The sequence below is a fragment of the Alloacidobacterium dinghuense genome, from assembly GCF_014274465.1.
Lineage (GTDB): Bacteria > Acidobacteriota > Terriglobia > Terriglobales > Acidobacteriaceae > Alloacidobacterium > Alloacidobacterium dinghuense.
In genome coordinates, this window is record NZ_CP060394.1 from 3,328,322 (window position 1) to 3,352,977 (window position 24,656).

The window sequence follows — 24,656 nt, forward strand, 5'->3', positions numbered from 1 at the left end:
GGAATCGAAAAACCAGCCCGAAACCGCCTCATTCCAAAAGATAATTGTCAGAACGACTACTGGCGTGATTTTCGACCCAGTTGGATATCATAGTAGTAGGGGCCAAAAGCCGCTATCGGAATCGACATTCTTGCTAGCCAGTCACGCGAGCTTACCTCTAACCGTCTTTGTTTGGAATAATTTGGAAAAAATATAGGGGAGGGTATCGGCCAGTTAGGCTTCGCCGAAGCAGTCAGTCCTCGAAGCTCTTGTGTGCTTCCTTTGCCTCGGACCATCCAGCATCTCCGCCAGATAGCTGGTAATTCCCCACCAATCCAACTACCTTTGTTTGGAGGAATTTAGCAAAAATATGGGGGGGTGCTAGCCGCAGCTAGTGCTTTGCCGAAGCACTCAGATCCCGAAGCGCCTTATGCGCTTCTTTTGCCTTGGGACCATCCGGCAGCGCCGCCAGATAAAGTTGGTAATTGGTCACCGCCTCGTCCCGATGGTTCATACGACGCGCCGCTTCCGCCAGATAAAAGACCGCCTCGGGATTCTCAGGGTCAGCCAGCGTCGCCTCCTTGAAGCGGGCGTACGCGCCTTTGTAGTCTTCGCGGTTCAGATAGAACTGCCCGACGTGCACATCGTCCGCCGCCAGCTTTGGGTTGTGAACGACTCCACCGGCGCCATCGGCAATCCGGGTGTCGCGATCGCCCTCAAGATCAAGGTTGTCGAGCTTATCCCGGCTCGAGCTTTCGCCGGTTGCAGCAGGAGCCGGCTTCGCAGCTTCGGAGTCGCGTGCCTTGGCATCTGCAGCCGCCTTCTCTGAAATATCCTCAGGAAACGGATTGTCGTCTGCCGTCGACTTCTTCGGCTGCTGCGCGGAATTTTGCGCTGGCTGCAAGGCGGGAGCGTCTTTGCTCGAATCGCTTGCCGGTGGACAGGTGCTGCTCGCCTTCCACGGACCTTTATCCCCACGGGTCGCCTGGCCGCTGCAGCCTTTGTCCGGCTGCGTGGAAGGAGCCTGCGGTGGCGGCGGAGGCGAAGCGTAGGGATCGGAGGAAGACTGCTGTTGCTGGGCAAATGCCCCCGGAACAGAGAGAACTAGAGCAAGAACCGGAACTGAAACCAACCGCCGCATGAAATTCCTATCCTTTAACTGTAGACGCGATGCGGAGCCAAAAGGATTTGAAAATCTGCGATCGGATCTTAGAGATGGCGCTCCATAAAAACATCGGCTCGCTTATATGGCGACGGCTCAACCCGCCAAGGATCGATGTGCTTAAATCCGAGCGATTCATAAACGTGAATCGCATTCATCAGCTTGCTGTTCGTTTCCAGCGTAAGCTTTCGCGCACCTAGCTCTCGCGCCTCTGCGACCACATGCGCGAGGAGCGCTTTACCGATGCCGTGGTTGCGAACCGACTCATCCACCGCCATCTTCGCCACTTCATAGGAATTGGCCCCGGTGGCGATGAGCGCGCAGCAGCCAACGATCTCGTCGTCCAATGTGGCGAAATAAATATGCCCGCCAGGACGAAGAATGTACTTCACCGGATCATTGAGCGTGAGCCGGTCTTTTTCCTCGATCTCGAAATACTTCGCGATCCACTGCTCGTTCAGCCTGCGAAAGGTTTCACCATCGCCCGGGAGGAACTGACGAAAGGTAATTTGCATGAGGGCCTGCATTCGGTCGCTCCTTATATTGTTATCTAGCTATAGGGCGAATAAGATGTCCAATATATTGTTTGTCTCCATTCAGACGCTATGGATATTGCTGACATTGAACTGCGCCACCTCCGGTATTTTGTTGCCGTAGCCGAGGAATTGCACTTCGGCCGCGCGGCGCAGCGATTGCACATTGCCCAGCCTCCCCTTTCGCAGCAGATTCGCAAACTGGAAGAGGCCGTCGGGCATCCGCTCTTGCTGCGTACTTCGCGCAACGTGCGGCTGACAGCCGCAGGCGAAGAACTGCTGAAGCGCGCCCAACAAACGCTCCGCAAGGTAGCCGAAGACATACACAACACGCGCCGCATCGGACGCGGCGAAGTCGGCACGCTCACCGTCGGATTTATCGCCTCAGCCATGCTGACCGTGTTGCCGAAGATGCTCAGCGAATACCGCAACCGCTTTCCCGAGGTGGAGTTGCGCCTGCGCGAGTTCTATACCAGCGCCTTGCTGCGCGCTCTTCGCGACGGAACGGCAGACCTCGGATTCACCCGTGATGCCGGCGAGGAAGAGACGCTCCAGACAGAAATTCTGCTGCCGGAACCGTATATCGCCGTAGTTTCTGCGCGGCATCCGCTGGCATCAAGGATGTCCATTCGTATGGACGAATTACGCAGCGAGCCCTTCGTTCTCTTCTCACCCGAGGTCGGCCACAACGCATGGGACAAGGTGATGCGTCTATGCCAGCAGGGAGGTTTTCGACCGAAGATTGTGCAGGAAGCTCCGCATTGGCTCACGATTCTACGACTCGTCGGCACAGGCCTGGGGGTAACGATCGCTCCGGCATGCGTGGAGAGAATCGCCGATCAGGAAGTGCGTTGCATCAAGCTGCGAAACTCGAAGGTCTTCAGCCACCTGGAACTTGCGTATCGCGCCGAGACTCTCACCGAACTTGAAGAGACGTTTCTTTCGCTGGCAAGGAAAACATTTCGCCGCCAGCCTGCGTAAAACTCTTATCGCCAAGTGAGATATACTCGGCTCGAATCCTTTTGTCATGAGCCTGATTATCCGTTCCTCTGCCATCCACGCAGCCGGTTGCTATACGACTGCTCCCATCAAGAAAGGCACGCGCGTCATCGAATACACCGGACCGCGCATCAGCAAAGACGAAGCCGACGAGAAGTATCAGAATTCACCCACAACCTATCTCTTCGGCCTGGGAGATGGTTCGCAGGTCATCGACGGCCACGGCACCGCGATGTTTATCAATCACTCCTGCGATCCGAACTGCGAAACCGATGAGATTCGCGGTCGCGTATGGATCACGGCCATCCGCAACATCGCAGCCGGCGAAGAGCTGACGTATGATTACTGCCTTTACGATGGCGAAGACGATGAAGCTACGTGCAACTGCGGCACGGCAAATTGCCGCAAGACAATGTACTCAGAGGATGAAGTCAAGAAGCGAGCACGCGCCGCCAAACGATTGGCGAGGAAAAACGCGCTGAATGGAAAGAACGGAGCGTCTCCCAACCATTCCAACCGAGCCAAACACACATAGACTCCCGCAGACGGGAGACCGGTCTGATGGTATGGAAGTAACAGAAGAGAATGGTTAGGACTTCTGGGCCGCGACCGACGAAACTGTAATGGTATCGCCGTCAACGGTTCCAGTTACGGTCACATTTTCTCCTGCCAGATTCTTGACGGCCTCCTCTTCGCCTTTCAGCTTGTAGACCTTGCCATCGCTCACCAGCACCGGTGCTGCGCCTCGTTTGATGCAGCCCTTGACGCATTTGGTATTGTCGGCGCTGGGGGAACTATGGGAAGCGCCGCACTGCGCCTCGCTAATATAGCCATTGATGGTGGTAGCGGACTGGGCTGACAGGCCAGTCACAGCAAGTGCCAGGAAGCCTGCAACCGCAAGGGATTTGAATTGCATCGTCGACCCTCCATAAACGTTTTGGAAACAGAATCATCCCACGGCAAGCATGCGCCTTGCTAGAGACAAAATTCCTGCTTTTGATCCGAATAAAAGACGGTATGCTCCTAGGCAGGAAAAACAACGGCGGAGGCCTGAGCCTCCGCCGTTATCGAGTGTCGTGGTTGAAATTAGAAGCTGAAGGTTGCCTTCAGCTGGATAAGCCGAGGAGAAGCATCACCACCGAGCCCCGATCCCAGAATGCTGGTCGGAGTGTTTACAGTGCTCGTAATCAAGCCGTTGAACGTTGTGTTCGCAATGTCGGCGGTCGGATTGGCAAAGTTCGGGTGGTTGAACAGATTGAAGAACTGTGCACCCACCTTCAGCTTTGCCGATTCCCAGTGCGGAACAGCGAAGCCCTTGACAACTGCTAAATCGGTATCGGTGTAGGCTGGTCCGAATACCTGATTGCGCCCCTGCTGGCCGAAGCCGGTGGGATTGGTATAGTTGCCGCTGGCTTGGGTAATTGCGCAAGCATTCCCGCCGCCAGTAGCGTTGTTGAAAACGTGGCTCCCACCGCATGACTGGATCCCGTTGATCTGGGCGGCCGGGAACTGACTCGTGCCGCCGATGTTCACTCCTCCGTTACCCAGCAACATATTGCCGTCGGCAACGGTGAACGGGAAGCCGGTGTGGTGGAAGACGGTCCCGCTCAACTCCCAGCCGTCGGTCAGGGCTCGCGGTCCACGATAGTACGGCATAGTAAAGACATAACCAGCCGTAATGTTGTGGCGAGAATCGTAGTCAGAGTTCCCATAGTTGTAGCGAAGGTTGAACGGATTGATGGGATAGATGAGACTCTTGCCCGCCGAGAAACCAAGAATACCGCCATTGGAGATCTCGTCCATAGCATGGCTGTAGGTGTAGTTTGCCTGCAGTGTCAGCATTTTGGACCTGCGAACGACCGAGGCAATCAGTCCGTTGTAATTCGACGACGCCCCGTTACCCACTTCGGTCACTGTAGAGTACGAATTATTCGCGGGAGCTTGAGGATAGCCGGCAATCACCGTTGGACCAGCCGCCTGGAACGAATTCACTCCATTGTTCTGTACAGGCTCGTGATAGCCACGATCGCCAACGTACATAACGGTTAGAGCTGTAGCCTTGTCGAGCTGGCGATCGATACCAAGACTCCATTCTTCGTAGGTTGGGTAATATATCTTGCTCAGCGGGGTTGTAAAGCTCGGAGCAGCAAATCCCGGAACCGAAGCGCTCAAAGATTTGAAGCTGCCACCATTCGGATAGGCACCGAGGAACGCCACGTTAGAGGCTGCCGCTGTCTGAGCTGCACTGCCCGCCTGGGATGGATCAGTCAGAATATTCGAGCCTCCGAACCCCGGACCGTACAAAGTAAAGCCGTTGTTCGTTGGCGAATTGTTCAGGATGCTGTCAGCGATCGTGGCCGGGAATACATCGCTAAACATACCGAAGCCGCCACGAACGACGGTTTTCGTGTCCGGCCCGGCGGGTGACCAGGTGAAGCCGAAGCGCGGTTGCCAGCCGATCTTCGCGAAATCAGGGAAGGCCGCGTACTGGCCGGTCTTGATCATGCTGTTATATGGGGTTGATGTATCCGTGCTCAAGGATTCAAACGGTCCATTGAGTGTGGCGAAGCAGCTAGTGTGGCATACCGGGTTGGAGTTGTGCTCCATGCGGAGAGCAAACGTCAGTTGCAGGTTTGGTTTTATCTTCCATTCATCCTGCGCATACCAGCCCATGTTGTAGAGAGACACCGGCTGTGTCAGGCGAGTTGGAAATTGCTGAAAGTAAAGAGAAGTATTTCCAGCTGCGAAGTCCGGCTCCACAAAGAGCTGCTCCGGGGAGGTATAAACCTGTGGGCTGTAGTCGGTCACATTATCGCGACGAATGCTCCAGCCGAACTTCACAGTGTGCTTCCCATGATTGATGCTCAGGTCATCAATAAGCTGGTAACCATTTACATTGCGTCCCTGCGGCCAGACGAGATCATCGCCACCGAGGGAGTTGAATGCCGAGCCGCTGAGGAAGATCATGGTGCCTGGCACAAGTGCGTTGGCCTGTTTCAGGTTCTGGTTGGTGAAGATGGCGCTGTAGTAGATATCAGCGAAAACGAACTGGTTGGCAATTTTCGGGCTGAAAATGTGAGTTTCGTTCAGCTGACCTTGATACTGGGGTTGAATGCTGTCTGCGTTGAAGATTGGGTTGAGAGGATCCGTGTAAGTGGCCTGTAATCCGTGATCCGCTTCGAAATGCCCAAACAATGTGTCCTTATCGGAGAGACGGTAGTCAACACGGGCAGTCAACAGCCACTCGTGCGTAAAGTTAGTGACCGAGTAGGGAAAGACAACTGCATTCGGGTCTCCGGCGCTGGGTACGGCCGACGCATAATTTTTTGCGCCATTCCATACGCTGAAGAGTTGCTGGTAATAAGGAACCTGAGCTGAATTCCCGTTATACGCAAGGTTGCCATTCGGCAAGTTCGGATTCGCGCAAGCGGGCACCGGAGCTTTCGGGTCCGTCGGCATGGGGCAAATGGGCGTTGGGCTGAGCACTGCGTTTTCGAACGCCTGGCTCGGCGCTCCCGCTGTACCAGTAACCGGAATCACGACGCGGAGTCCTTCAGTATTGACAAAGAAGAAAAGTCGATCTTTTATGATCGGACCGCCCACACCAGCAGCCCATTGATTCACGTTGTCAAAGGTGCGAGGAGTGATGTCCTTCGTCTGGTTACGGAAGTAGTCGTTCGCATTCATGATGCGACCGTTCCACCAATAATTTGCATTGCCGTGGAAGGAATTCGTGCCGGAGCGAGTGATTTCATTCACCTGCGATCCAGCCAGACCACCGTATTGCGCGCTGTATGGGTTATTCACAACCGAAACCTGCGCAACGTCGTTGTTGCCAAGTAGCAGGTTGGTGGCGCCCGAATTGTTCAGGTTGAGGAACGGATCGTTCTCGTAGCCGCCATTCACGGTAAAAGTATTCGATGTCGCAGGCAGACCGAAAACCGAGAAGTTTCCGTACCCAAAGGAGGTCCCGTTTGACGGGGTCGTGGTATTCATGACCACGCCCGGAGCAGTCTGGGCCACGAAGGTAAGATCATTGCCAGGGTTGGGAAGGCTCTGCACCTGCTGCATCGTGAACGTAGTGCTGATATCTGCGCTATCTGTGTGAAGCAGAGGCTCGGTCTCAGAAACCTCGATTGTCTGCGTGCCAGATCCGATCGTGAGCTTAATATCGGCAGGAACAACAATACCCGCGCTAACGTCCACATTGACTGAGGCAGTTTCGAATCCAGGGGCCGTTACCGTGAGCGAATACTTCCCTGGCTTCAGCAGGGAAACGCGGTACGTGCCGGCACCATTCGTAGCCACGGTCTGAGCCTGACCAGTGTCCAGACTCTTCACATAGACGCTGGCGTTAGCCACATTTGCGCCACTGGGGTCAGTGACTGTGCCAGCAATATCACCCGAGGTTAACGACTGCGAGTACGCGGTGTGCGCAAACAACCACATGCCCAGGAAGAAAAAGCTCAGAACGGTGATCCGTCCCAAGCTTTGAAAAGCTGTATTTCTTAAACGCAGATTGCTCATGAGCCATTGGCACAGCAATTTTCATACCGTCAGAGGAGTTAATTTCCTCGAATCCGTATCTTCTACAAAAGTCAAGCCATTAATCTGGCCTTAATAGTTACTAAATTGTAATTCATTGTTTAATAATAAGTTATATCCTATCCGCAAAACTAAAGGCGGATCTACAAAAAACTGTAGATTGCTCAATTGAGGCACTATTTCATCTCGTTATTCCTTCGTGAAACAATAAATTTGCGGTCGATCTATCATGGAGGGCCGCAATGATGAATACTTTTAAGACTGCACTGCTCCTCACTGCACTGACCCTCTGCCTCGTGCTTCTAGGGGAACATTATGGCGGGCGCAATGGCATGATTCTGGCGTTTGCCATTGCTGCCGGCATAAATTTCTTCAGCTATTTCTATTCGGACAAGCTGGCGCTGACTATGTATAGGGCTCAGCCCGTCAGCCGCGAGGAGCTCCCCCGCGTGTATCAGGTGGTGGAGCGCATGACCCAGCGCATTGGGCTGCCAATGCCAAAGATCTACGTCATCCCTTCCGATTCGCCAAATGCGTTCGCAACGGGACGGAATCCACAGCATGCCTCGGTCGCCGTCACGCAGGGCATTCTGAATCTTCTCAACGATGATGAGCTGGAGGGCGTGCTTGCTCATGAACTGGGACACGTCCGCAATCGCGACATTTTGACCAGTTCCATCGCCGCGACTCTCGCAGGCGCCATCACCATGCTCGCTCGCATGGGGTATTGGGCAGCACTCTTCGGCGGATATGGCGGCGAAGGCCGTGATCGCGATCGCGGAGGCGGTTTCGGCGCGCTTCTGATGCTCATCCTCGCGCCGATTGCAGCAACGCTCATTCAGCTGGCGATTTCCCGCTCGCGCGAGTACGAAGCTGACGCAACGGGTGCGCACATTACAGGGAATCCCTATGCGTTGGCCAGTGCCTTGGAAAAACTGGACGCATATTCCAAGCGGCTACCGCTGCAGGCTTCGCCTTCGAATGCTCATCTCTTCATCGTTCAGCCCCTGTTAAGCGGTCGTGATTTTGCCAGTCTTTTCGCTACGCATCCGCCGATTCCGAAACGGATTGAGCGGCTGATCGGGCGGTCGAGTGTCTATGGAGCACAAAACTAGAGATGAAGACTCTACTGCGCGCTCTGATCCTGCTGCTGATTGTTCTCTGGCTTGGCGGCGTAATGTTCTTTCCTGTAGTCGCCGCCTCAGCCTTCTCTTCGATCGCAGATACGCACGTCGCTGGAACGGTCGTGCGCAAATGTCTTTTGGTTCTTCACTATGAAGGACTGTTCTCCGGCGCAATGCTGATCATTCTGCTGCTGGCGGCAGCCCGCTTCCGTGCCTATGCCCGGAGCGTGACGCTGCCACTACTCTTTGCACTGATCATGCTGGTGCTGACGGCTTTCTCACAATACTGGATCATCCCCAGGATGGAAGGCTTCCGGCTCGCTGCGGGAGGCGCGATTGACGCCGTCTCTGCGAACGACCCGAATCGAGTCGCCTTCAACAAGCTGCATGCTGTGTCGGAGCACGTCGAAGAGGGCGTGTTGCTGGCTGGGATCGTTCTCGTGGCGCTTGTAGCGCGTGATTAAGAGGGACTCAAATTTGAGTCCCTCCTCTCATGTCGAAGTGAATTATGAAGCCTTGCGAGACCGCTCCTCGTTCTCCTGTCCGCCTCTCTGATCTCCACGCCGATCGCTAGGCGATTGGCTCTTCTGCTGGTCAGGACGAAAAGCCTGATTCCCCTGATTCATATGCGAAGGCTTCTCTTGTGTAATGCCTTGCTCATCACGACGCATACTCTCGTTACCGCAGTCGCCTGATGATTTTTGATCCGTCATTGACGTGCTCCTTTCCGATGAATTCGGAACGCGTACGGTAATGAGATAGGAAAAATCACGGGCAGGGTGGCCTGTCATTTCACATTTCGCTGTATGTTGTGGCTCATTAGTGAGTTCCGCAGACCCGTTCAAAACCGCAACAACAGGTATGATGGAGAATTGGCATCATTCCTGATTTCACTCTAGGACAAGCATGAAAACTGGCATTATCGGTCTGCCTCAGGTGGGCAAGACCTCTCTGTTCAAGATTTTGACGAAAGCAAAGGTCGAAGACCGCGGCTACTCGCGCGAAGCCCATCTGGGCATTGCCAAGGTGCCCGACGATCGGCTGGAAAAGCTGGCCGCGCTCTACAATCCTAAGAAAACCATCTATGCGACAGTGGAGTACGCCGACGTTGCCGCCATCGGGCAGGAGGCGCTCAAAGAGACGTCCTTTCTCACGAACCTGCGCAACGTAGATGCTCTCATTCACGTCCTGCGTGCTTTTGAAGACGACTCCATTCCTCATGTCGGTGAGATCGACCCCTTACGCGACATTAAGAGTGTCGAGTTCGACCTGATGGTTTCTGATCTCACCCAGATTGAAAAGCGGCTCGAGCGCTTACAAAAAGATCTGAAGAAGATGCGAACTCCGGATCTCGAAAAGGAGAATGCGCTTTTATTACGTGCAAAGGAGGCGCTTGAACAGGAAAAGCCTCTGCGTGAGTTGGAAATGTCGGCGGAAGAGAAGAAGCTGATTCGCGGCTTCATGTTTCTCTCGCAAAAACCCATTCTGTATGCTCTCAACCTTTCGGAAAGCACGACGCTCGGCAAAGATCTCGAACTGGCTGCGGCGAAATACAAGATTGAAGAGGCGGCCACGCGACCGAATGCGGGAGCAACAGCATTCTGCGGCAAAGTGGAGGCCGAACTCGCCGAGATGGATGATGAAGAAGCAGCTGAATTTCTCGGTTCGTATGGGCTGACAGAAAGCGGGCTGCGCCGCCTCATCCGCAAAAGCTATGAATTGCTTGGGCTAATCAGTTTCTTTACTGTGGGCGAAGATGAGTGCCGTGCCTGGACCGTTCCAGTAAACTCCCGCGCGCAGGAGGCCGCGGGCGCGATTCATTCCGATCTCGAAAAGCACTTCATCCGTGCGGAAACAATTCATTGGGACACGTTGCTGGCTGCCGGATCAGAGGCCGCGGCGCGAGCACAGGGCACGCTCCGGCTTGAGGGTAAGGACTACCAGGTGCAGGACGGCGACGTGATGCACATTCGTCACAGCGGCTGATACAGATGCTTCTGGCTCTTGTTCTTGGCGCAGCCGCTGCAGTCGCCGACGTCTTCGGTGGCCTTCTACTCGTGCGCGCGAACTGGGAAAAGCGCTATCTCCGTTACTCGGTGGCAATGGGCGCAGGCTTTATGCTGGCGGTCGCATTTCTCGAAATGCTTCCCGAGAGCCTGCGCTTTTCGCCAAAATGGGCGCCGGTGCTGGTCCTGGCTGGATACTGCTCAGTCCATCTGCTGGAGCACACGATCGTTCCCCATTTTCATTTCGGGGAAGAGACGCACCACGATGAATTTGTTTCCGCGCGCACGAGCTATTCGGTACTCGGTGGACTGGCAGTGCACGCACTTTTCGACGGCGTAGCCATTGCTTCGGGTTTTGTGCTGTCAGCATGGCTGGGGTGGCTCATTTTTATCGCCATCTTTCTGCATAAGGTCCCCGAGGGTTTCACCGTAGCCTCCATAATGATGGCCTCGGGACGCAGCGGCAAGACAGCCGTGATCGCTGCATCCGTACTGGCAACAGCGACACTGCTCGGTGTCCTTGTGATCAGTGTTTTGCCTTCGTGGGTTCAGGCAGGTCTGCCACTTTCCGCAGGCGTCGCCATATATGTTGCGGCTACCGATCTGGTTCCCGAGGTGAACCGTGAACCAGGCATCCGCATGGCTCTGGTCTTCTTTGCCGGAGTGCTGCTATTCCTGCTCTTTCGTTTGTTGCTGCCAACAGTTTAGCGGCCCATCAACGCATTGATTAGCTTTCTTCCGGAAGATTTCCAGCGCTTGAGAATTTCATAGACGATCACCGTCGCATACGTAACCGTCACCCACACAAATACCTCCTCAAGCGGTAGTTGCGACCATGCGGTAACGCGAATTCCGATCATCTGTTCGTCGCGGAAGTTCCACCACCCATACGGAAGCGCTAGAGTCACTTCCCAGAGAAGACTGATGAGCACGATCATGAACATGACGAGGCTAACAGCGCGCCAGTTAATCACGGGCCGCGCAGTAGGCAAAAACATATACGACGGCAACAATGCACCGAGTACCAGAAATGTGAAATATCCAGGAAAGCCGGGGCCACCGTAGTTTTTCTTGTAGAGAATCGCGGCCAGGATCAGGAAGATGCCAAGCACAACCGACTGCGGATGAAACTCCAGAAGGCGAACGAAGCTAATCCGATTCTCATCATCGTTTGGAATAGAGTAAGCAGCCAGCCAGTATTCATCCAGCCAGATATACAAGAGAAGTACCGCTAGAAATCCAGTGAGGTAGAAGAGATACTCTTCAACCGGCACACCACCGCCGAGCGCTGGAGCCTTGATGCCGAGAGTAGCTCGGACATTGGGAAAATAGAAAAAATACTGCGCAAAGAAAAAGTCGAGTAAAGCTCCCAGAGGGAAGAGCAAAGCAATAGTCCACCCGAAAGCTTTCTTCGATACCTGGATGCCCTCCTGCGGAATGAACCAGAATGCGATTACGGCAATGGGAAGGATAAAGAGGAGTAGACTTACCGTATAACCGTGCGGCGTGGGATTCTGCGAGGAAGCACGGACTGTATGTAGCGTGATAGCCGCCGGAACTGCCAGCATGCCGAACATAGCCAGCACAAGCCAGAAGCTGGCGCGAGGCGAAGGTGAAGACTTACGCATAGTAGTTCCTCAAAGAGTGGGAGTTATGATGGGCTGGGGAATCAATCTAGTTACAATCCTCGCTTCCAATCATCCTTACCGGATACTCCTGAAATACTCTGCAGATATTACGAGCGATCAGCTACGGGATTTTTCCCACGCTGTTAACTAGTTGGTGCCCAAAGAATAAGGTCGTTTCAACAATTTTGTCTTTTTTAGATTACGACTGGATAAGATTCGGGCATAACTACACGAAAACAGAGGTCCGGGAGATTCTGCCTAAAGAATGAACAAGCGAATCGCGTCATTGACAGCGTGCTGCGCGTCCCTGTGGGCAGGAAGCGCTGGGATGTCGCTTTTACTCTGCCGATTTTTGGGCATTCCTCTTACACCGGACACAAGCAGCCAATATTCTGATGAATCATTCGCGCGTTACCTTTTCTCAATCGGAAGCGAGGTACGGTTGCAGATGCATACTACATGGCTGATTCTGGGCGCATTCGGCGCCCTGGGTGTTGCCGGTCTTCTGTGGGTAGCTGCTGAAAAGTACCAACACAGATCGGAATGGAGCCGTCAGGACGTGGCCTGGATGGCGGGATTCAGCGGCGCGCTAATTGGCTGCGCTCTCCTTTACAGAGTGGGAACACATAGCCGGGTGGCCAACGCCGCAACGGGATCAGTGTCTGATCTGTTCGCCGTAGGAATTTCGGTCGCTGTGCCAATTGTTCTCTGGAATCGGTGGCATACCTGGCTTCAGGATCATGCGCACGGAGACGGAGAGGAGCCGATTTCCAGCGCTCATTTCTCCCGCACGATTCTTGGGCTGCAGGATTATTCTCCCCCGGTCACAACGAATCGCGATGCCGAGGTCAAGGAAGAAGCGCCCGCGGTTGCTTCTGTTGTGAATCAACCTGTCGTAAGTCAGCCTGTCGCGATGCAGGCTTCTACGATGCAACCGTCTATAAGTCAGCCAGCAGTGGGGCTTGAGAGGACACCCGAGAAACAAAGCGAGGCAGTAAAAGAGCAGATTAAAGATGAGGCCATTGGAATGGAGAATATGACGATTTTGAATCTTGACGCACAACCCTCGACAGCCCAACTCAGCACGACCCCTGCAGCACCAGCCCAGTCGCTGACGCCACCGCAACCATCAACACCTGAACCGGTAATGTCGCAGCAATTCACGCCTCAACCTGCTCCCACACCGATGGCGACGTCGCAGCCAATGCCTTCGCACTCATGGATGTCCCAACCCCCGGCGCAGGAACGAAGCTCTGTTCCAGCAGCAGGCTTCCGCGAGCAGCTCATCGCTCTGAACGTCAGCTGGCAGCGTATCGAAGAAACCGGCAAGGAATTGGAAGATTGGTTTCAGCGCCAGCACAAGCGTGTATTCGCTCATCTGGAACGTCCTGGCGCTAGAAGCCAGGAAAACTCCGTCGAGCTATCGCGCGACTATCTTGAGCAGAAGATGGATAGAGTGGACGCAGAGTGGGCTGCAATTCACCGGACGATACGCGACATGTATCGCTGGCTGGAAAACGGGAGTGCGGAGCGTGACGTTCCCAAAGAAACAAAGGTGTGGTGATCCTGACGACTGGCTCTAACACCCTCAACGCTTATTGATATTCAATTTCTCCCCACAAGCTCCTTGGACCCAGGCTCGCTGCCACGGCGCTCTATTTCTGTTTTTCTTTCCACACCTTGTAGAGTCCCCACGCGGCCAGCGTGCAGCAATCACGAATGGTGCCGTCGAGCAGCATCTCTTCAAATTCAGCGATGGTGAAAGAGTGCAGAGTCAGGTCATGCTCTTCCGCATCGAAATCCGTGCCTACATGCGTCAGGCCCGACGCCAGGAATACATACTGCTTCTGGTTGGCGAACCCATAGGCGATATACATCATGCCGAGATTGGTCATGGTGGCTGCATCAAATCCCGTCTCCTCGCGCAACTCTCCACGTGCAAGCTCTTCGGGATCGATGTCCGCCGTCTCCCATCCTCCCTGTGGTAGCTCAAGACAGCGTTGTTGGATGGTGTAGCGAAACTGCTCTACCAGGTAAATGCGCTCGCCTTCGATAGGAATGATCACGGCGCAGTCATCTTTATCGACTACGCCATAAATTCCGCGCGCGCCGTTGCTGCGCTCAATTTCATCTTCGCGCAGACGAAGCCAGGGATTGCGGTAGACCTCACGGGTGCCGAGTGTCTTGATGCTCATAGGGCTCACCTGTATTCTCCCATGCGGAAAGTGATGCGCAAGGCAAGGCAACTCTCTTACCGATGATTTTCAGCACCAGTTATCCTTGAATCACATCGCAAAAGAGGAACGAACTTAGATGCCAAGAACATCTTCCCTGCGCCTGATAACGTTATCGTTCGCTGTCTATTTTGTGATTGCCGGATTGACCTCATCGGCGGAAGATATGCTCGCCTTTAAGCGAGCGCAGCACTTGCAACGCGGCATCAATGCAAGCATCTGGTTCGCGCAGTCTTCCGGCAACTATTCGGTGGAGCGCCTGCGCACTTTCACGACGAGTGATGACATAGCGCTCATCCGCCAGCTCGGGTTTGATCACATCCGGGTCAGCATCGACGCTGACCCGCTGCTTCCCTGGTTGAGAGATCCAGAAACAACACCGTTTGTAGCAGAGCTTGATCGAGCGGTGAAGATCATGCTCGATCAGCAACTGGCGGTCATCATCGACATTCACCCCGAGAGCAGCTACAAGGCGCAGTTGCTGAGAGGAACGGAAGGAGTCGAACACTTTGCCGCACTCTGGCGCGCTCTGGCGAAACACTTCGCATCAACTGATCCTGAGCTCGTCTTCTTCGAAATCATGAACGAACCCGAACAGGACGATCCATATCGCTGGCAGGGGATCGAAAGTTTTGTCGGCCAACAGATTCGCCAGGCCGCGCCCAACCACACCATCATCGCGGCTGGTGCGCACTGGTCAGGGCTTGAAGACCTGATGATGCTCGAACCGATTGCCCTGGCCAACGTCATCTACACCTTCCACGATTACGAACCTTTTCCTTTCACGCATCAGGGAGCGACATGGACCAGTTCGCAGGTTCTGCCACTGCGTTCAGTTCCCTACCCTTCGACACCGGAAGCCGTTCAGCCCAATGTGAATCAGGAGCCCACATTGGCAGGGCAGTTCTGGGTGGAGCAATACGGTCTCAACCGCTGGGACGCGCAGCGCGTAGACGCAACGCTGGCCTTTGCCGAGAAGTGGTCCAATCTTCACCACGCTCCGGTGTATTGCGGAGAGTTTGGAGTCCTGCGCGATTACGTGGACCCAGCCATGCGCGCGCAATGGGTCCATGACATGCGAGTGGCGTTCGAAAACCACAAGATCGGCTGGGCCATGTGGGACTATCAGGAAAACTTCGGCGTGGTAACCAAGAAAGACGGCAAAGCCGTTCCAGATCCGGCGATCGTAAACGCGCTCGGATTAAAAATGCCATAAAGACTATGTCCAGAAGCGGACGCCTGCATCCGCTTGTGGACAGCGAAGTCATCACTTGCCCCAGGTATCCTTCAAAGTTTTCAACGGGTTAAGCGCGGCGCATTGTGGCTCTCAAGCTGCACCGTAGTTGATGGCTCACCAGACTCCAACGACGGAATCACCTACATGACCAGCCTGTTGAACGATCTGCGGTATTCATTTCGGCAATTGAGGAAAACACCCGGATTCACGCTTGTCTGCGTCTTAACCCTGGCGCTGGGAATCGGAGCGAACACCGCCGTATTCAGCGTGATGAACTCCGTACTACTCAAGTCGCTCCCCGTAGCCGATCCCCAGCATGTCGTCTATTTGCGCACCTCCCATGCTCCGCACAGAACAGGCACAATCGACTCGCAGGAAACCTTCCCCTATTCGGTCTACGATGCGCTCCGCCATCAGACTCAAGTGTTGACGGATTTGATGGCCTATGTGCCGCTGTCTACAGCCAAGGTCGCCGTGCGTTATGGTATGCAGCCAGAAGAAGCCGAAGGCGACATGGTGAGCGGCAATTATTTCTCCGGCTTGGGCGTGCAGCTCGTTCGTGGGCACGGCTTTACCGAACAGGACGAAGCCAGCCATGCTCCCATTGCCGTGATTAGCTACAACTACTGGACTTCACGTTTTTCACGCAATCCTGACGTGCTGGGCAAAGCGCTGTACGTAAACAGCATTCCGGTCACGATCGTGGGAATCGCAGCAGAGGGCTTTGAAGGTACAGAGGCCGGCGGTTCAACCGACTTCTGGATTCCCCTGCAGAGCCGCGAAGAATTGAATGCATGGGGTAATCCTCCAGAAGATGGCAAGACCTATATCACCAACCCAACCTGGTGGTGCATGCGTCTGCTGGGACGATTGGCTCCCGGTGTGACAAAAGAACAGGCTGCCGCGCAGTTGCAGTCCGTGTTTCAGTCCGCAGCGTACATTGGCCTTGGCAATCCTGAACCAGGGGAAAAGCGACCGGTTCTGAGCTTCGACGACGCAAGTAACTTCCCCGGATACGACAATATGTACGGCAAGCTGCTCAAAATGCTGATGGCGATGGTGGGCTTCGTGCTGTTAATCGCGCTAAGCAACATCGTCATGCTGTTGTTGGCGCGCAACGCAACACGCCAGCGGGAGTTTTCGTTACGCCTTGCTCTGGGCGCAGGGCGCAAAGAGTTATTCCGTCAACTATTAACCGAAAGCCTGCTGCTGGTGGCGATGGGAGGCGGGCTGGCGTGGCTCTTTGCGATGGCTGCTACGAAAGCTCTCGGAAGCTGGGCGCAGATCGAGTCCACTCTAGCTCCGGACCAGACTGTCCTGTTTTTCACGCTGACCGTTCTCATACTGACCGCATTCTTATTTGGATTGGCGCCACTGCGCGCAGCCCTCTCGTCTGGACCTGAGCTGGTGCTAAAAACCTCCTCTGCCACATCGAACACGGACGCAGGTAAAACGCGCACTGGGAAAATCGTCGTCGCGCTGCAGATGGCATTGTGTCTCGTGCTTTTGGTCGGTGGCGGATTGCTCGTCAGCACGCTGCGCAATCTTCAAGATATCCCTCTCGGAATGCGGGTCGATGGCCTTGTTGTCTTTGGTATAAAGCCGAACACCCACTCAACGGCAGAGGCTATAACCTTCTACCAGACGCTAACCAACAAGCTCCGCGCACTCCCCGGCGTCGAATCCGTAACCATCATGGAAGAGCGCCTCGGCTCGTGGTGGTCAGATAACTTCTCCATGACCGTAGATGGCAAGCTGCCCGACGTGCCTGACAGCTCAAAGACCGTACGCAATAATGTCGTCGGGTCAGACTTCTTCCACACACTCGGCGTGCCGATCCTCGAAGGCCGCGACTTTGCCGATTCCGACACGGCTGCCTCGCCGCCGGTCGCCATCATCAACGAACTCTTCGCACAGCGTTTTCTACCGAACCAGAATCCTCTTGGACATCGCATCGGCACGAATGATGGAAAGTTCCAATTCACAGTCGTCGGGGTGGTGAAGAACCACAAATACCGCAGCATCGATGAAGAGCCGATCCCTATGGCGTGGGTTCCGTACACGCAAGGTCCGCCAGTCGGCAAAATGCACGTTGAATTGCGTGTCAAGGGCGAACCGCTGGCGATTCTGCCATCCGTGCGCAAAGTCATACAAGAGCAGGACCCGAACCTGCCATTGATCGAACCAATCACGCAGCGGGCACAATATGAGACGACCATCTCACAGCAGCTTCTATTTGCACGTCTCGCTGGATTCTTCGGATTGCTGGCTGTGGTCCTCGTCGCAACTGGCCTCTATGGAACACTGGCATATCGCGTGAACAATCGCACTGTCGAGATCGGAGTGCGCATGGCCGTGGGCGCAGGACGCGGACAGGTGGTCTGGATGGTTCTTCGCGACAGTCTGATTCTGACCGCCGTCGGCATTGGCGTTGGGATACCGCTCGCCATGCTGGCGAGCAGGGCGTTAACCTCCGCATTGTATGGCGTGAAACCATTCGACGCATCGATTTACATATTCGCGATACTTGGCGTATCCGTTGTCGCCATCGCAGCGAGTATGATCCCGGCGCGTCGCGCCGCAAGTATCGATCCGCTGACTGCCCTGCGAACCGAGTGAAGTGAACTCCCGTAGGCGAGGTGAATGGATGACTACATTCCTAAGCGATCTGCGATACGGAATTCGCCAACTGAGAAAAACTCCGGGGTTCACGGTTGTTTGCGTGCTGACATTGGCGCTGGGAATTGGCGCGAACACAGCGGTCTTCAGCGTGATGAATGCAGTGCTGTTGAAGTCGTTGCCCGTAACTGACCCCGAACGCGTGGTGTACCTCAACACTTCGGGCGCACCTCATCACGGCAACAACACCGGCGACTGGAATACCTCGTTTTCCTATCCCGTTTACGAAGAACTTCGACAACAGAAGAACGCGCTCTCTGAAGTCATCGCATACGTCCCGATCAGTTCCGGTGGCAGCAAAGTCGCCGTCCGCGTCGGCCCCCAACCAGAGGAAGCCGAAGGCGACATGGTCAGCGGCAATTTCTTCTCCGGCTTGGGTGTATCTGTGGCGCGTGGACGCGGCTTCACTACGCAGGATGAGGCGCAGCATGCTCCCATTGCCGTCATCAGCTACAACTACTGGACGCAGCGCTTCTCGCGCAACCCCGATCTTCTCGGCAAAACCCTCTATGTAAAAGGCGTTCCCCTCACAATCGTTGGAATCGCAGCCGAAGGCTTTGAAGGCGTTGAGCCGGGAAGTTCCACCGACTTCTGGATTCCCCTACAGAGCCGCGTGGAACTCAACGCCTGGAGCACACCAGCACAAGATGGCAAAACCTATCTGCAGAGGCCTGACTGGTGGTGCCTGCGGATGCTTGCGCGCCTCGCTCCAGGTATTACGAGAGAGCGGGCGATTGCACAGCTACAGCCCATTTTCCAGACGGCGGCATACATCGGCATCGGCAATCCTGAGCCAGGAGAAAAACGCCCGGTCCTCAGCTTTCAGGATGCCAAGAACTTCCCCGGATATGACGAAGACTACGGCAAGCCGCTCAGGATCTTGATGGCGATGGTCGGGCTCGTTCTGCTGATTGCTCTGAGCAACGTGGTGATGCTGTTGATGGCGCGGAACACGACGCGGCAGCGCGAGTTCTCGCTGCGTCTTGCACTCGGCGCAGGCCGCAAGGAGCTGTTTCGCCAACTACTCACCGAGAGCATGCTGCTGGTTGCGCTCGGTGGAGTGCTGGCATGGCTCTTTGCCTCAGGAGCCACGCGATCGCTTGCAGCCTGGTCGCAGATCGAAGCCAGCCTCGCGCCGGATCGCACCGTACTGCTCTTTACGCTGGTCATTTTGCTGGGCGCAGCGCTGGCCTTTGGATTGGCGCCTTTGCGCGTGGCACTCTCCGGCGGCCCGGGACTCGTGCTGAAGACTTCTGCTGCTACCAGCAATACCGACGCGGGCAAGGCGCGTGTGGGAAAAATCATCGTGACCCTGCAGATGGCGCTTTGCCTCGTTTTGCTCGTCGGCGGAGGACTACTGATTCGCACATTACGCAATCTTGAGAACCTCCCGCTCGGCATGCGCACGCAGGGACTGGTCGTTTTCGGAATCAATCCTCAGCATGTGCATTCGTTCGCCGATGGCGTGGCCTTCTACCAGAACCTGACAGACAAACTGCGTACACTCCCGGGTGTTCAGTCAGTAACGCTCATGGAAGACAGAATCGGTTCCGGCTGGTCGAACAACGACGACGTGGGCAAAATCGACGGCAAGAAGCCACCCAATTCCGACGGCGACAATGCCATGGCCCGGGCAAATATTGTTGGCCCTGACTTTTTCCAGACTCTCGGTGTGCCCATTGTTGCGGGCCGCGATTTTGCCGACTCCGATACAGCGGCATCACCGAAAGTTGCCATCATCAACGAACTTTTCGCCCAGCGCTTCCTGCCCAACGAGAATCCCCTCGGCCATCACCTGAGCTGGCGCGACCCCAAAGATGACGTGGTGATCGTCGGCGTAGTCAAGAACCACAAGTACCGCAGCATCGAAGAAAAACCGATCCCCATGCAGTGGTTCGCGTACACGCAGCAAAAGACCATCGGTGAAATGCACTTCGAAATGCGCGTACACGGCGATCCCATGGCGATCCTGCCCGCAGTGCGCAAGGTCGTGCAGCAAATCGATCCCAACCTGCCGCTAATGCAGCCCATGACACAGCGCGCGCAATACGAAGAGAGCATCTCGCAGCAGCTGCTCTTTGGCCGCCTCGCAGGCTTCTTCGCACTGCTGGCAGTGGTTCTCGTAGCCACCGGACTTTATGGAACGCTGGCTTACTACGTGAACAACCGCACCGTAGAGATTGGCGTGCGCATGGCCATCGGTGCGCAGCGTAAACAAGTCGTCTGGATGGTTCTGCGCGACAGCCTTCTTATGACTGGGATTGGCATTCTTGCAGGAGTGCCCCTGGCCATCTTCGTTAGCAGAGAGCTGGCCTCAGCGCTCTACGGGGTCAAGCCATACGACGCTTTAAGCTACGTGCTGGCAGTGCTTGGCGTCGCTTTGGTAGCCGCCATTGCCAGCCTGATTCCGGCCAACCGGGCAGCCAGCGTAGACCCGCTGATGGCTCTGCGGGCGGAATAGACTTTCACGTCTTTTTACTGTGAAGAGCCTCACAAAACCGCAGGTGATACATTGGGATGCGTTCACTAATTCGCTTTAGTTAAGGACTTTCAGTGAATTTTCTCGGAATCGATGTAGGCACCGGCGGGACCCGTGCGGTATTGGTCGATCAACATGGTCGGGTGGTGAAAGAAGCGGCCAGCGAACATGCGCCCTTTCGCAGCCCGAAGCCCGGATGGGCTGAACAGGAACCGGAAGACTGGTGGCGAGCAGCGCAGGCAGCGATTCGGGAAGTGCTGGCTACAAGCGGCGTAGCGGCATCTGGGATTAAAGCCATTGGGCTCACCGGCCAGATGCATGGCGCAGTCATGCTCGACGCCGAGGGCCGCGTGCTCCGCCCATCTCTCATCTGGTGCGATCAACGAACCGACGCGCAATGTGACTGGCTGCATGAACGGATCGGTCGCGAGCGCCTTATTGAACTGACCTGCAATCCAGCACTGCCGAACTTCACTCTGACGAAGCTCCTCTGGGTGCGCGATCACGAGCCGGAAATCTTTGCTCGCATTGCGCATGTTCTCTGCCCCAAGGATTACGTTCGCTTCCGATTAACCGGCACCTATGCAATGGACGTGCAGGAAGCATCCGGCACTCTTCTGCTTGACGTGACCCACCGACGCTGGTCTTCGGAAGTTGCGCGGATCGCGGGAATCGACGAGGCATGGCTGCCACAGCTCTTCGAATCACCCGAAATCTGCGCTCACATCTCGAGAGAAGCAGCGGAGAAAACAAGCTTGGTCACCGGAACACCTATCGTCGCCGGAGCAGGCGATCAAGGCGCAGGCGCTGTTGGGATGGGCATTCTGCAGCCGGGCTCCGTGTCGGCCACAATCGGCACTTCGGGTGTAGTCTTTGCCGCAACCGCAGCACCGACAAAAGATCCCCTTGGGCGCCTGCACACTTTCTGTCACGCGGTTCCGGAACGCTGGCATGTGATGGGAGTAACGCAGGCGGCAGGCCTCTCTCTGCGTTGGTTGCGCGACATCGTTGCACCCGGTTCAAACTACGACGCTCTGACCTCCGAAGCCGCGCAAATTCCTGCAGGCAGCGAAGGCCTCATCTGGGCGCCTTATCTGCTTGGCGAACGCACCCCCCATCTCGATTCCCAAGCGACAGCTGCCTTTTATGGCATCACCGCTTCGCACACCCGCGGCCACCTGGTACGTTCTGTGCTCGAAGGCGTTGCCTATTCGTTGAAGGACACATTCACTCTATTCGCCGAACTCGGAATTCCCGTGAAGGGCGTACGCCTGGGTGGCGGGGGGGCACGCGGGCAGCTCTGGCGGTCCATTCAGGCCGGCGTTTATGGCTATATCAGCGATGTTCTGGTAGCCGAAGAAGGTGCAGCCTTCGGCGCCGCGCTATTGGCAGGAGTGGGAGCAGGCGCATGGCTTGATACGGATGCCGCATGCGCTGCAGCAATCAGGGTGGCCGAGCAGATTCCTCCTGATCCAGCGGCAACACTGAGCTATGCTGATGGTTACAAACTGTTTCGGCGGCTATATCCTGCGCTGCGTTCTGTGCGAGAAGGAATTCCTCCGAGCTTCTAAGCCCTGAATTTATATTGAACATTTCTTCTGCAACATCTACAAAGACTTGTATGCCTAAACGCAAGTCTCCCGTCATGGAACTCAAGAAAAGTGAGTTCCTTCCGGGCCGGCCCATCAGTCTGAAAATCCTGGGAGATTATCTAGATCTTTCGCCAGCCACCATCTCTTTAGTCCTGAATAACGCCCCGGGCGTGCGTTCCATTCCACAGGAGACGCGCGATCGCGTGCTGGCTGCTGCAAAGAAATTCGACTACCGTCCCAGCTTCTATGCGCGATCGCTCCGTCGAAAACAATCCTTCTCTGTCGGCGTACTTGTTCCCGAGCTGAGCGATGGCTACTCAGTGCTGGTAATGGATGGCATCGAAGAGGTTCTCGTCGAAGAAGGCTATTTCTACCTGACGGCAAGCCATCGGCGCAAAGCAGACTTGATCGAAGAATATCCCCGTCTTCTGATGGATCGTTCCGTCGAAGGCTTCATCGCAATCGATACTGCGTTGCAGCACAGCCTGCCCCTCCCTGTGATAGCAGTTGCCGGGCACAAGAAAATTGAAGGTGTCACCAGCATTACGCTTGATCACAAACGAGCCGCCGAATTGGCACTGCATCACCTGTATCAGTTAGGGCACAGACAAATTGCTTTCATGCGCGGACAGACCTTCAGCTCAGATTCAGAGGATCGCTGGAACAGCTTCATGTCCGTCGCCAGAAAGCTGGGCCTCGAAGTGCCTCCGGAACTGACAGTGCAACTGGAGGTCAACGTCTCGTCACCCGAGCTTGGCTATCCAGTGGTGCAACAGTTGCTGGCGCAGAACCGTCCATTTACCGCGCTCGTATCTTTCAACGATGTAGCGGCCATCGGAGCCATTCGCGCCTTCCGTGATCACGGTCTGAGTGTGCCCGAAGATGTGTCAATTGTCGGCTTCGATGACATTCAGGGGGCGGCGTATCACAATCCAAGCCTGACAACGATACGACAGCCACTGCACACCATGGGCATCAATGCAGCCCGGTTCCTGTTGCAGCGCATTCAAGGACTCAAGGATTATCCGGAGCACATCGCCATAGTGCCAGAGCTGATTATCCGCGAATCAACGTGTCCCCCCAAACCGAAGCGGATTGCGCGCAAGCGCTAAACCAGTGCCTGAACACGGTATACTCTTTTGGCTGATTTCATTTTCCGGGACACAAAAATGAAGGCTTCACGCCGTCAGGTATTTGCAGCTCTGTGGGCTGCCATCTTGCTCATCGCATCAACCACGATCTTTGCCCAGCCAACGCCGCCGACAATTCTGCACGCTGCTGAGGCAGCAAAGGTGCTGCCGGATGCCGTATTCTTTCGCGGCCAGTCGGCCACCGTGCAGACGCGCAACTCAGCAGGCATCCATTTTGCGGACGATATGTTCATGCTCACCGCTCTGGTTGACAACTCCGGATATTCCAGCGGAGTGCAACAGAAATATCAGGCCTACTTCATCACCGAAGTTCCGCTCGATTTCAGCGGACAGACGTTGAAACCTGGCGCATACGGCGTAGGCATCGTTAAAGACCATTTCATTGTGATGGATATTGCGGCCCATGATCTGTTCACCGCTCCAGTGACTCACGATACAGAATTGAAGCGACCCATGCCTCTGCAGCTCAACGCCGACGGCGATCAATATCGACTCTATTTCGGGCGCGATTACGTATCTTTCGCGCAAGCGAAGTAACATTGGAATACGATTTACCTTTCATGGAAAACCCCATAACACTCGAAATCTGCCTTGAGTCGGTTGACTCAGTCATCGCCGCCGATCTCGGAGGCGCACAGCGCATAGAGCTCTGCGCTAATTTGCTGGAGGGCGGCACAACACCGAGCGCTGGAACGATTCGCGCGGCGCGAGAGAACGCAAAGATCGCCATTAACGTGATGATTCGCCCACGCGGAGGCGATTTCCTCTATACAGATCTCGAGTTTGCCTCGATGAAGCATGACATCCGCATGGTAAAAGAGCTTGGCGCCGATGGCATTGTGCTCGGCCTGCTGCGGGCTAACGGCACGGTCGACGTAGAACGCACCCAGGAGTTGGTCGATCTGGCTCGACCGCTGCCGGTCACATTTCATCGCGCCATCGACGTCTCGCGTGACCTGCTGGAAGCACTCGAGGACGTGATTTCAACAGGAGCCGCACGTGTGCTCACTTCCGGCGGTCAACCGTCAGTGGTGGATGGCGGACCAATGGTGGCAAGAATGGTCCAAGCAGCAAAAGGACGCATCATCGTCATGCCCGGCTGCGGAATTCGTCAAGACAACGTCCAGTCCATTCTTGCAGCGACCGGCGCGAGCGAAGTTCACATCGCTCTTGAAACAGAGATACCGAGCGCCATGCAGTTTCGTAAAGCCGAGATTCCGATGGGCGGCGTGGAAGGTCGTGAATATGTGCGCTTTGTCACGCCGGAAGATGCCGTGCGGGATGTAGTCCGAATTCTGAATTCATAAC

20 protein-coding genes are annotated in these 24,656 nt (G+C 55.3%); 14 read left to right on the plus strand and 6 right to left on the minus strand.

Going from position 1 to position 24,656, the window contains the following annotated elements; genetic code table 11:
- Positions 1-370 precede the first annotated feature (370 nt).
- Entirely contained in the window at positions 371-1,120 is a 750-nt protein-coding gene (locus H7849_RS13665; RefSeq protein WP_186739968.1) for a tetratricopeptide repeat protein, read from the minus strand.
- A gap of 68 nt (positions 1,121-1,188) precedes the next feature.
- Positions 1,189-1,656: a GNAT family N-acetyltransferase gene (locus H7849_RS13670; RefSeq protein ID WP_186739970.1), complete on the minus strand. Its 468-nt coding sequence runs from the start codon at positions 1,654-1,656 to the stop codon at positions 1,189-1,191.
- Between the two features lie 90 nt (positions 1,657-1,746).
- Between H7849_RS13670 and H7849_RS13675 the strand changes: the two genes are divergently transcribed.
- On the plus strand, positions 1,747-2,655 hold the full coding sequence (locus tag H7849_RS13675; RefSeq protein WP_186739971.1) for a LysR family transcriptional regulator: 909 nt from the start codon (positions 1,747-1,749) through the stop codon (positions 2,653-2,655).
- Between the two features lie 46 nt (positions 2,656-2,701).
- Positions 2,702-3,208 carry an SET domain-containing protein gene (locus H7849_RS13680; RefSeq protein WP_186739973.1) on the plus strand — a complete coding sequence of 169 codons (507 nt, stop codon included), beginning with the start codon at positions 2,702-2,704 and terminating at the stop codon, positions 3,206-3,208.
- 54 nt (positions 3,209-3,262) lie between these two features.
- On the opposite strand, the gene H7849_RS13685 is transcribed toward H7849_RS13680, so the two are convergent.
- Together H7849_RS13685 and H7849_RS13690 are read right to left on the minus strand one after the other, a co-directional pair.
- The gene (locus H7849_RS13685) at positions 3,263-3,589 is read right to left on the minus strand and encodes a DUF5818 domain-containing protein (protein ID WP_186739975.1); all 327 of its coding nucleotides are present in this window, start codon (positions 3,587-3,589) and stop codon (positions 3,263-3,265) included.
- Between the two features lie 170 nt (positions 3,590-3,759).
- Positions 3,760-7,200, minus strand: coding sequence for a TonB-dependent receptor (locus H7849_RS13690; RefSeq protein WP_186739977.1), 3,441 nt, complete (start codon positions 7,198-7,200; stop codon positions 3,760-3,762).
- Between the two features lie 260 nt (positions 7,201-7,460).
- Here H7849_RS13690 and H7849_RS13695 point away from each other — a divergent pair, with 260 nt between their 5' ends.
- The 4 genes from H7849_RS13695 (at position 7,461) to H7849_RS13710 (ending at position 11,056) form a co-directional block, all read left to right on the plus strand.
- Complete coding sequence (locus H7849_RS13695; RefSeq protein ID WP_251106258.1) at positions 7,461-8,333, plus strand: zinc metalloprotease HtpX; 873 nt, start codon at positions 7,461-7,463, stop codon at positions 8,331-8,333.
- Between the two features lie 2 nt (positions 8,334-8,335).
- Complete coding sequence (locus tag H7849_RS13700; protein WP_186739978.1) at positions 8,336-8,806, plus strand: DUF4149 domain-containing protein; 471 nt, start codon at positions 8,336-8,338, stop codon at positions 8,804-8,806.
- A 442-nt stretch (positions 8,807-9,248) separates the two neighbouring features.
- Positions 9,249-10,328, plus strand: a complete 1,080-nt coding sequence (gene ychF, locus H7849_RS13705; protein WP_186739980.1) for a redox-regulated ATPase YchF — start codon at positions 9,249-9,251, stop codon at positions 10,326-10,328.
- Positions 10,329-10,333: 5 nt separating this feature from the next.
- Positions 10,334-11,056, plus strand: coding sequence for a ZIP family metal transporter (locus H7849_RS13710; RefSeq protein WP_186739982.1), 723 nt, complete (start codon positions 10,334-10,336; stop codon positions 11,054-11,056).
- Here H7849_RS13710 and H7849_RS13715 read toward each other — a convergent pair.
- On the minus strand, positions 11,053-11,976 hold the full coding sequence (locus tag H7849_RS13715) for a hypothetical protein (RefSeq protein ID WP_186739984.1): 924 nt from the start codon (positions 11,974-11,976) through the stop codon (positions 11,053-11,055). The genes H7849_RS13710 and H7849_RS13715 overlap by 4 nt on opposite strands.
- 448 nt (positions 11,977-12,424) lie before the next feature.
- Between H7849_RS13715 and H7849_RS13720 the strand changes: the two genes are divergently transcribed.
- Positions 12,425-13,540, plus strand: coding sequence for a hypothetical protein (locus H7849_RS13720; RefSeq protein WP_186739986.1), 1,116 nt, complete (start codon positions 12,425-12,427; stop codon positions 13,538-13,540).
- 91 nt (positions 13,541-13,631) lie between these two features.
- Here the strand turns inward: H7849_RS13720 and H7849_RS13725 are convergent, their stop codons facing one another.
- A complete protein-coding gene (locus H7849_RS13725) occupies positions 13,632-14,171 on the minus strand; it encodes an NUDIX domain-containing protein (RefSeq protein ID WP_186739988.1) in 540 nt (179 codons plus the stop codon).
- 118 nt (positions 14,172-14,289) lie between these two features.
- Here H7849_RS13725 and H7849_RS13730 point away from each other — a divergent pair, with 118 nt between their 5' ends.
- The 7 genes from H7849_RS13730 (at position 14,290) to H7849_RS13760 (ending at position 24,655) form a co-directional block, all read left to right on the plus strand.
- On the plus strand, positions 14,290-15,426 hold the full coding sequence (locus tag H7849_RS13730; protein ID WP_186739990.1) for a glycoside hydrolase family 5 protein: 1,137 nt from the start codon (positions 14,290-14,292) through the stop codon (positions 15,424-15,426).
- 165 nt (positions 15,427-15,591) lie between these two features.
- Positions 15,592-18,066, plus strand: a complete 2,475-nt coding sequence (locus tag H7849_RS13735) for an ABC transporter permease (protein WP_186739992.1) — start codon at positions 15,592-15,594, stop codon at positions 18,064-18,066.
- A gap of 28 nt (positions 18,067-18,094) precedes the next feature.
- The gene (locus H7849_RS13740) at positions 18,095-20,587 is read left to right on the plus strand and encodes an ABC transporter permease (protein ID WP_186739994.1); all 2,493 of its coding nucleotides are present in this window, start codon (positions 18,095-18,097) and stop codon (positions 20,585-20,587) included.
- A gap of 92 nt (positions 20,588-20,679) precedes the next feature.
- Positions 20,680-22,176, plus strand: a complete 1,497-nt coding sequence (gene xylB / locus H7849_RS13745) for a xylulokinase (protein WP_186739996.1) — start codon at positions 20,680-20,682, stop codon at positions 22,174-22,176.
- A gap of 50 nt (positions 22,177-22,226) precedes the next feature.
- A complete protein-coding gene (locus H7849_RS13750) occupies positions 22,227-23,309 on the plus strand; it encodes a LacI family DNA-binding transcriptional regulator (protein WP_186739998.1) in 1,083 nt (360 codons plus the stop codon).
- 57 nt (positions 23,310-23,366) lie between these two features.
- Entirely contained in the window at positions 23,367-23,885 is a 519-nt protein-coding gene (locus tag H7849_RS13755) for a hypothetical protein (RefSeq protein ID WP_186740000.1), read from the plus strand.
- A gap of 23 nt (positions 23,886-23,908) precedes the next feature.
- Complete coding sequence (locus tag H7849_RS13760) at positions 23,909-24,655, plus strand: copper homeostasis protein CutC (RefSeq protein WP_186740002.1); 747 nt, start codon at positions 23,909-23,911, stop codon at positions 24,653-24,655.
- Position 24,656: the final 1 nt, after the last annotated feature.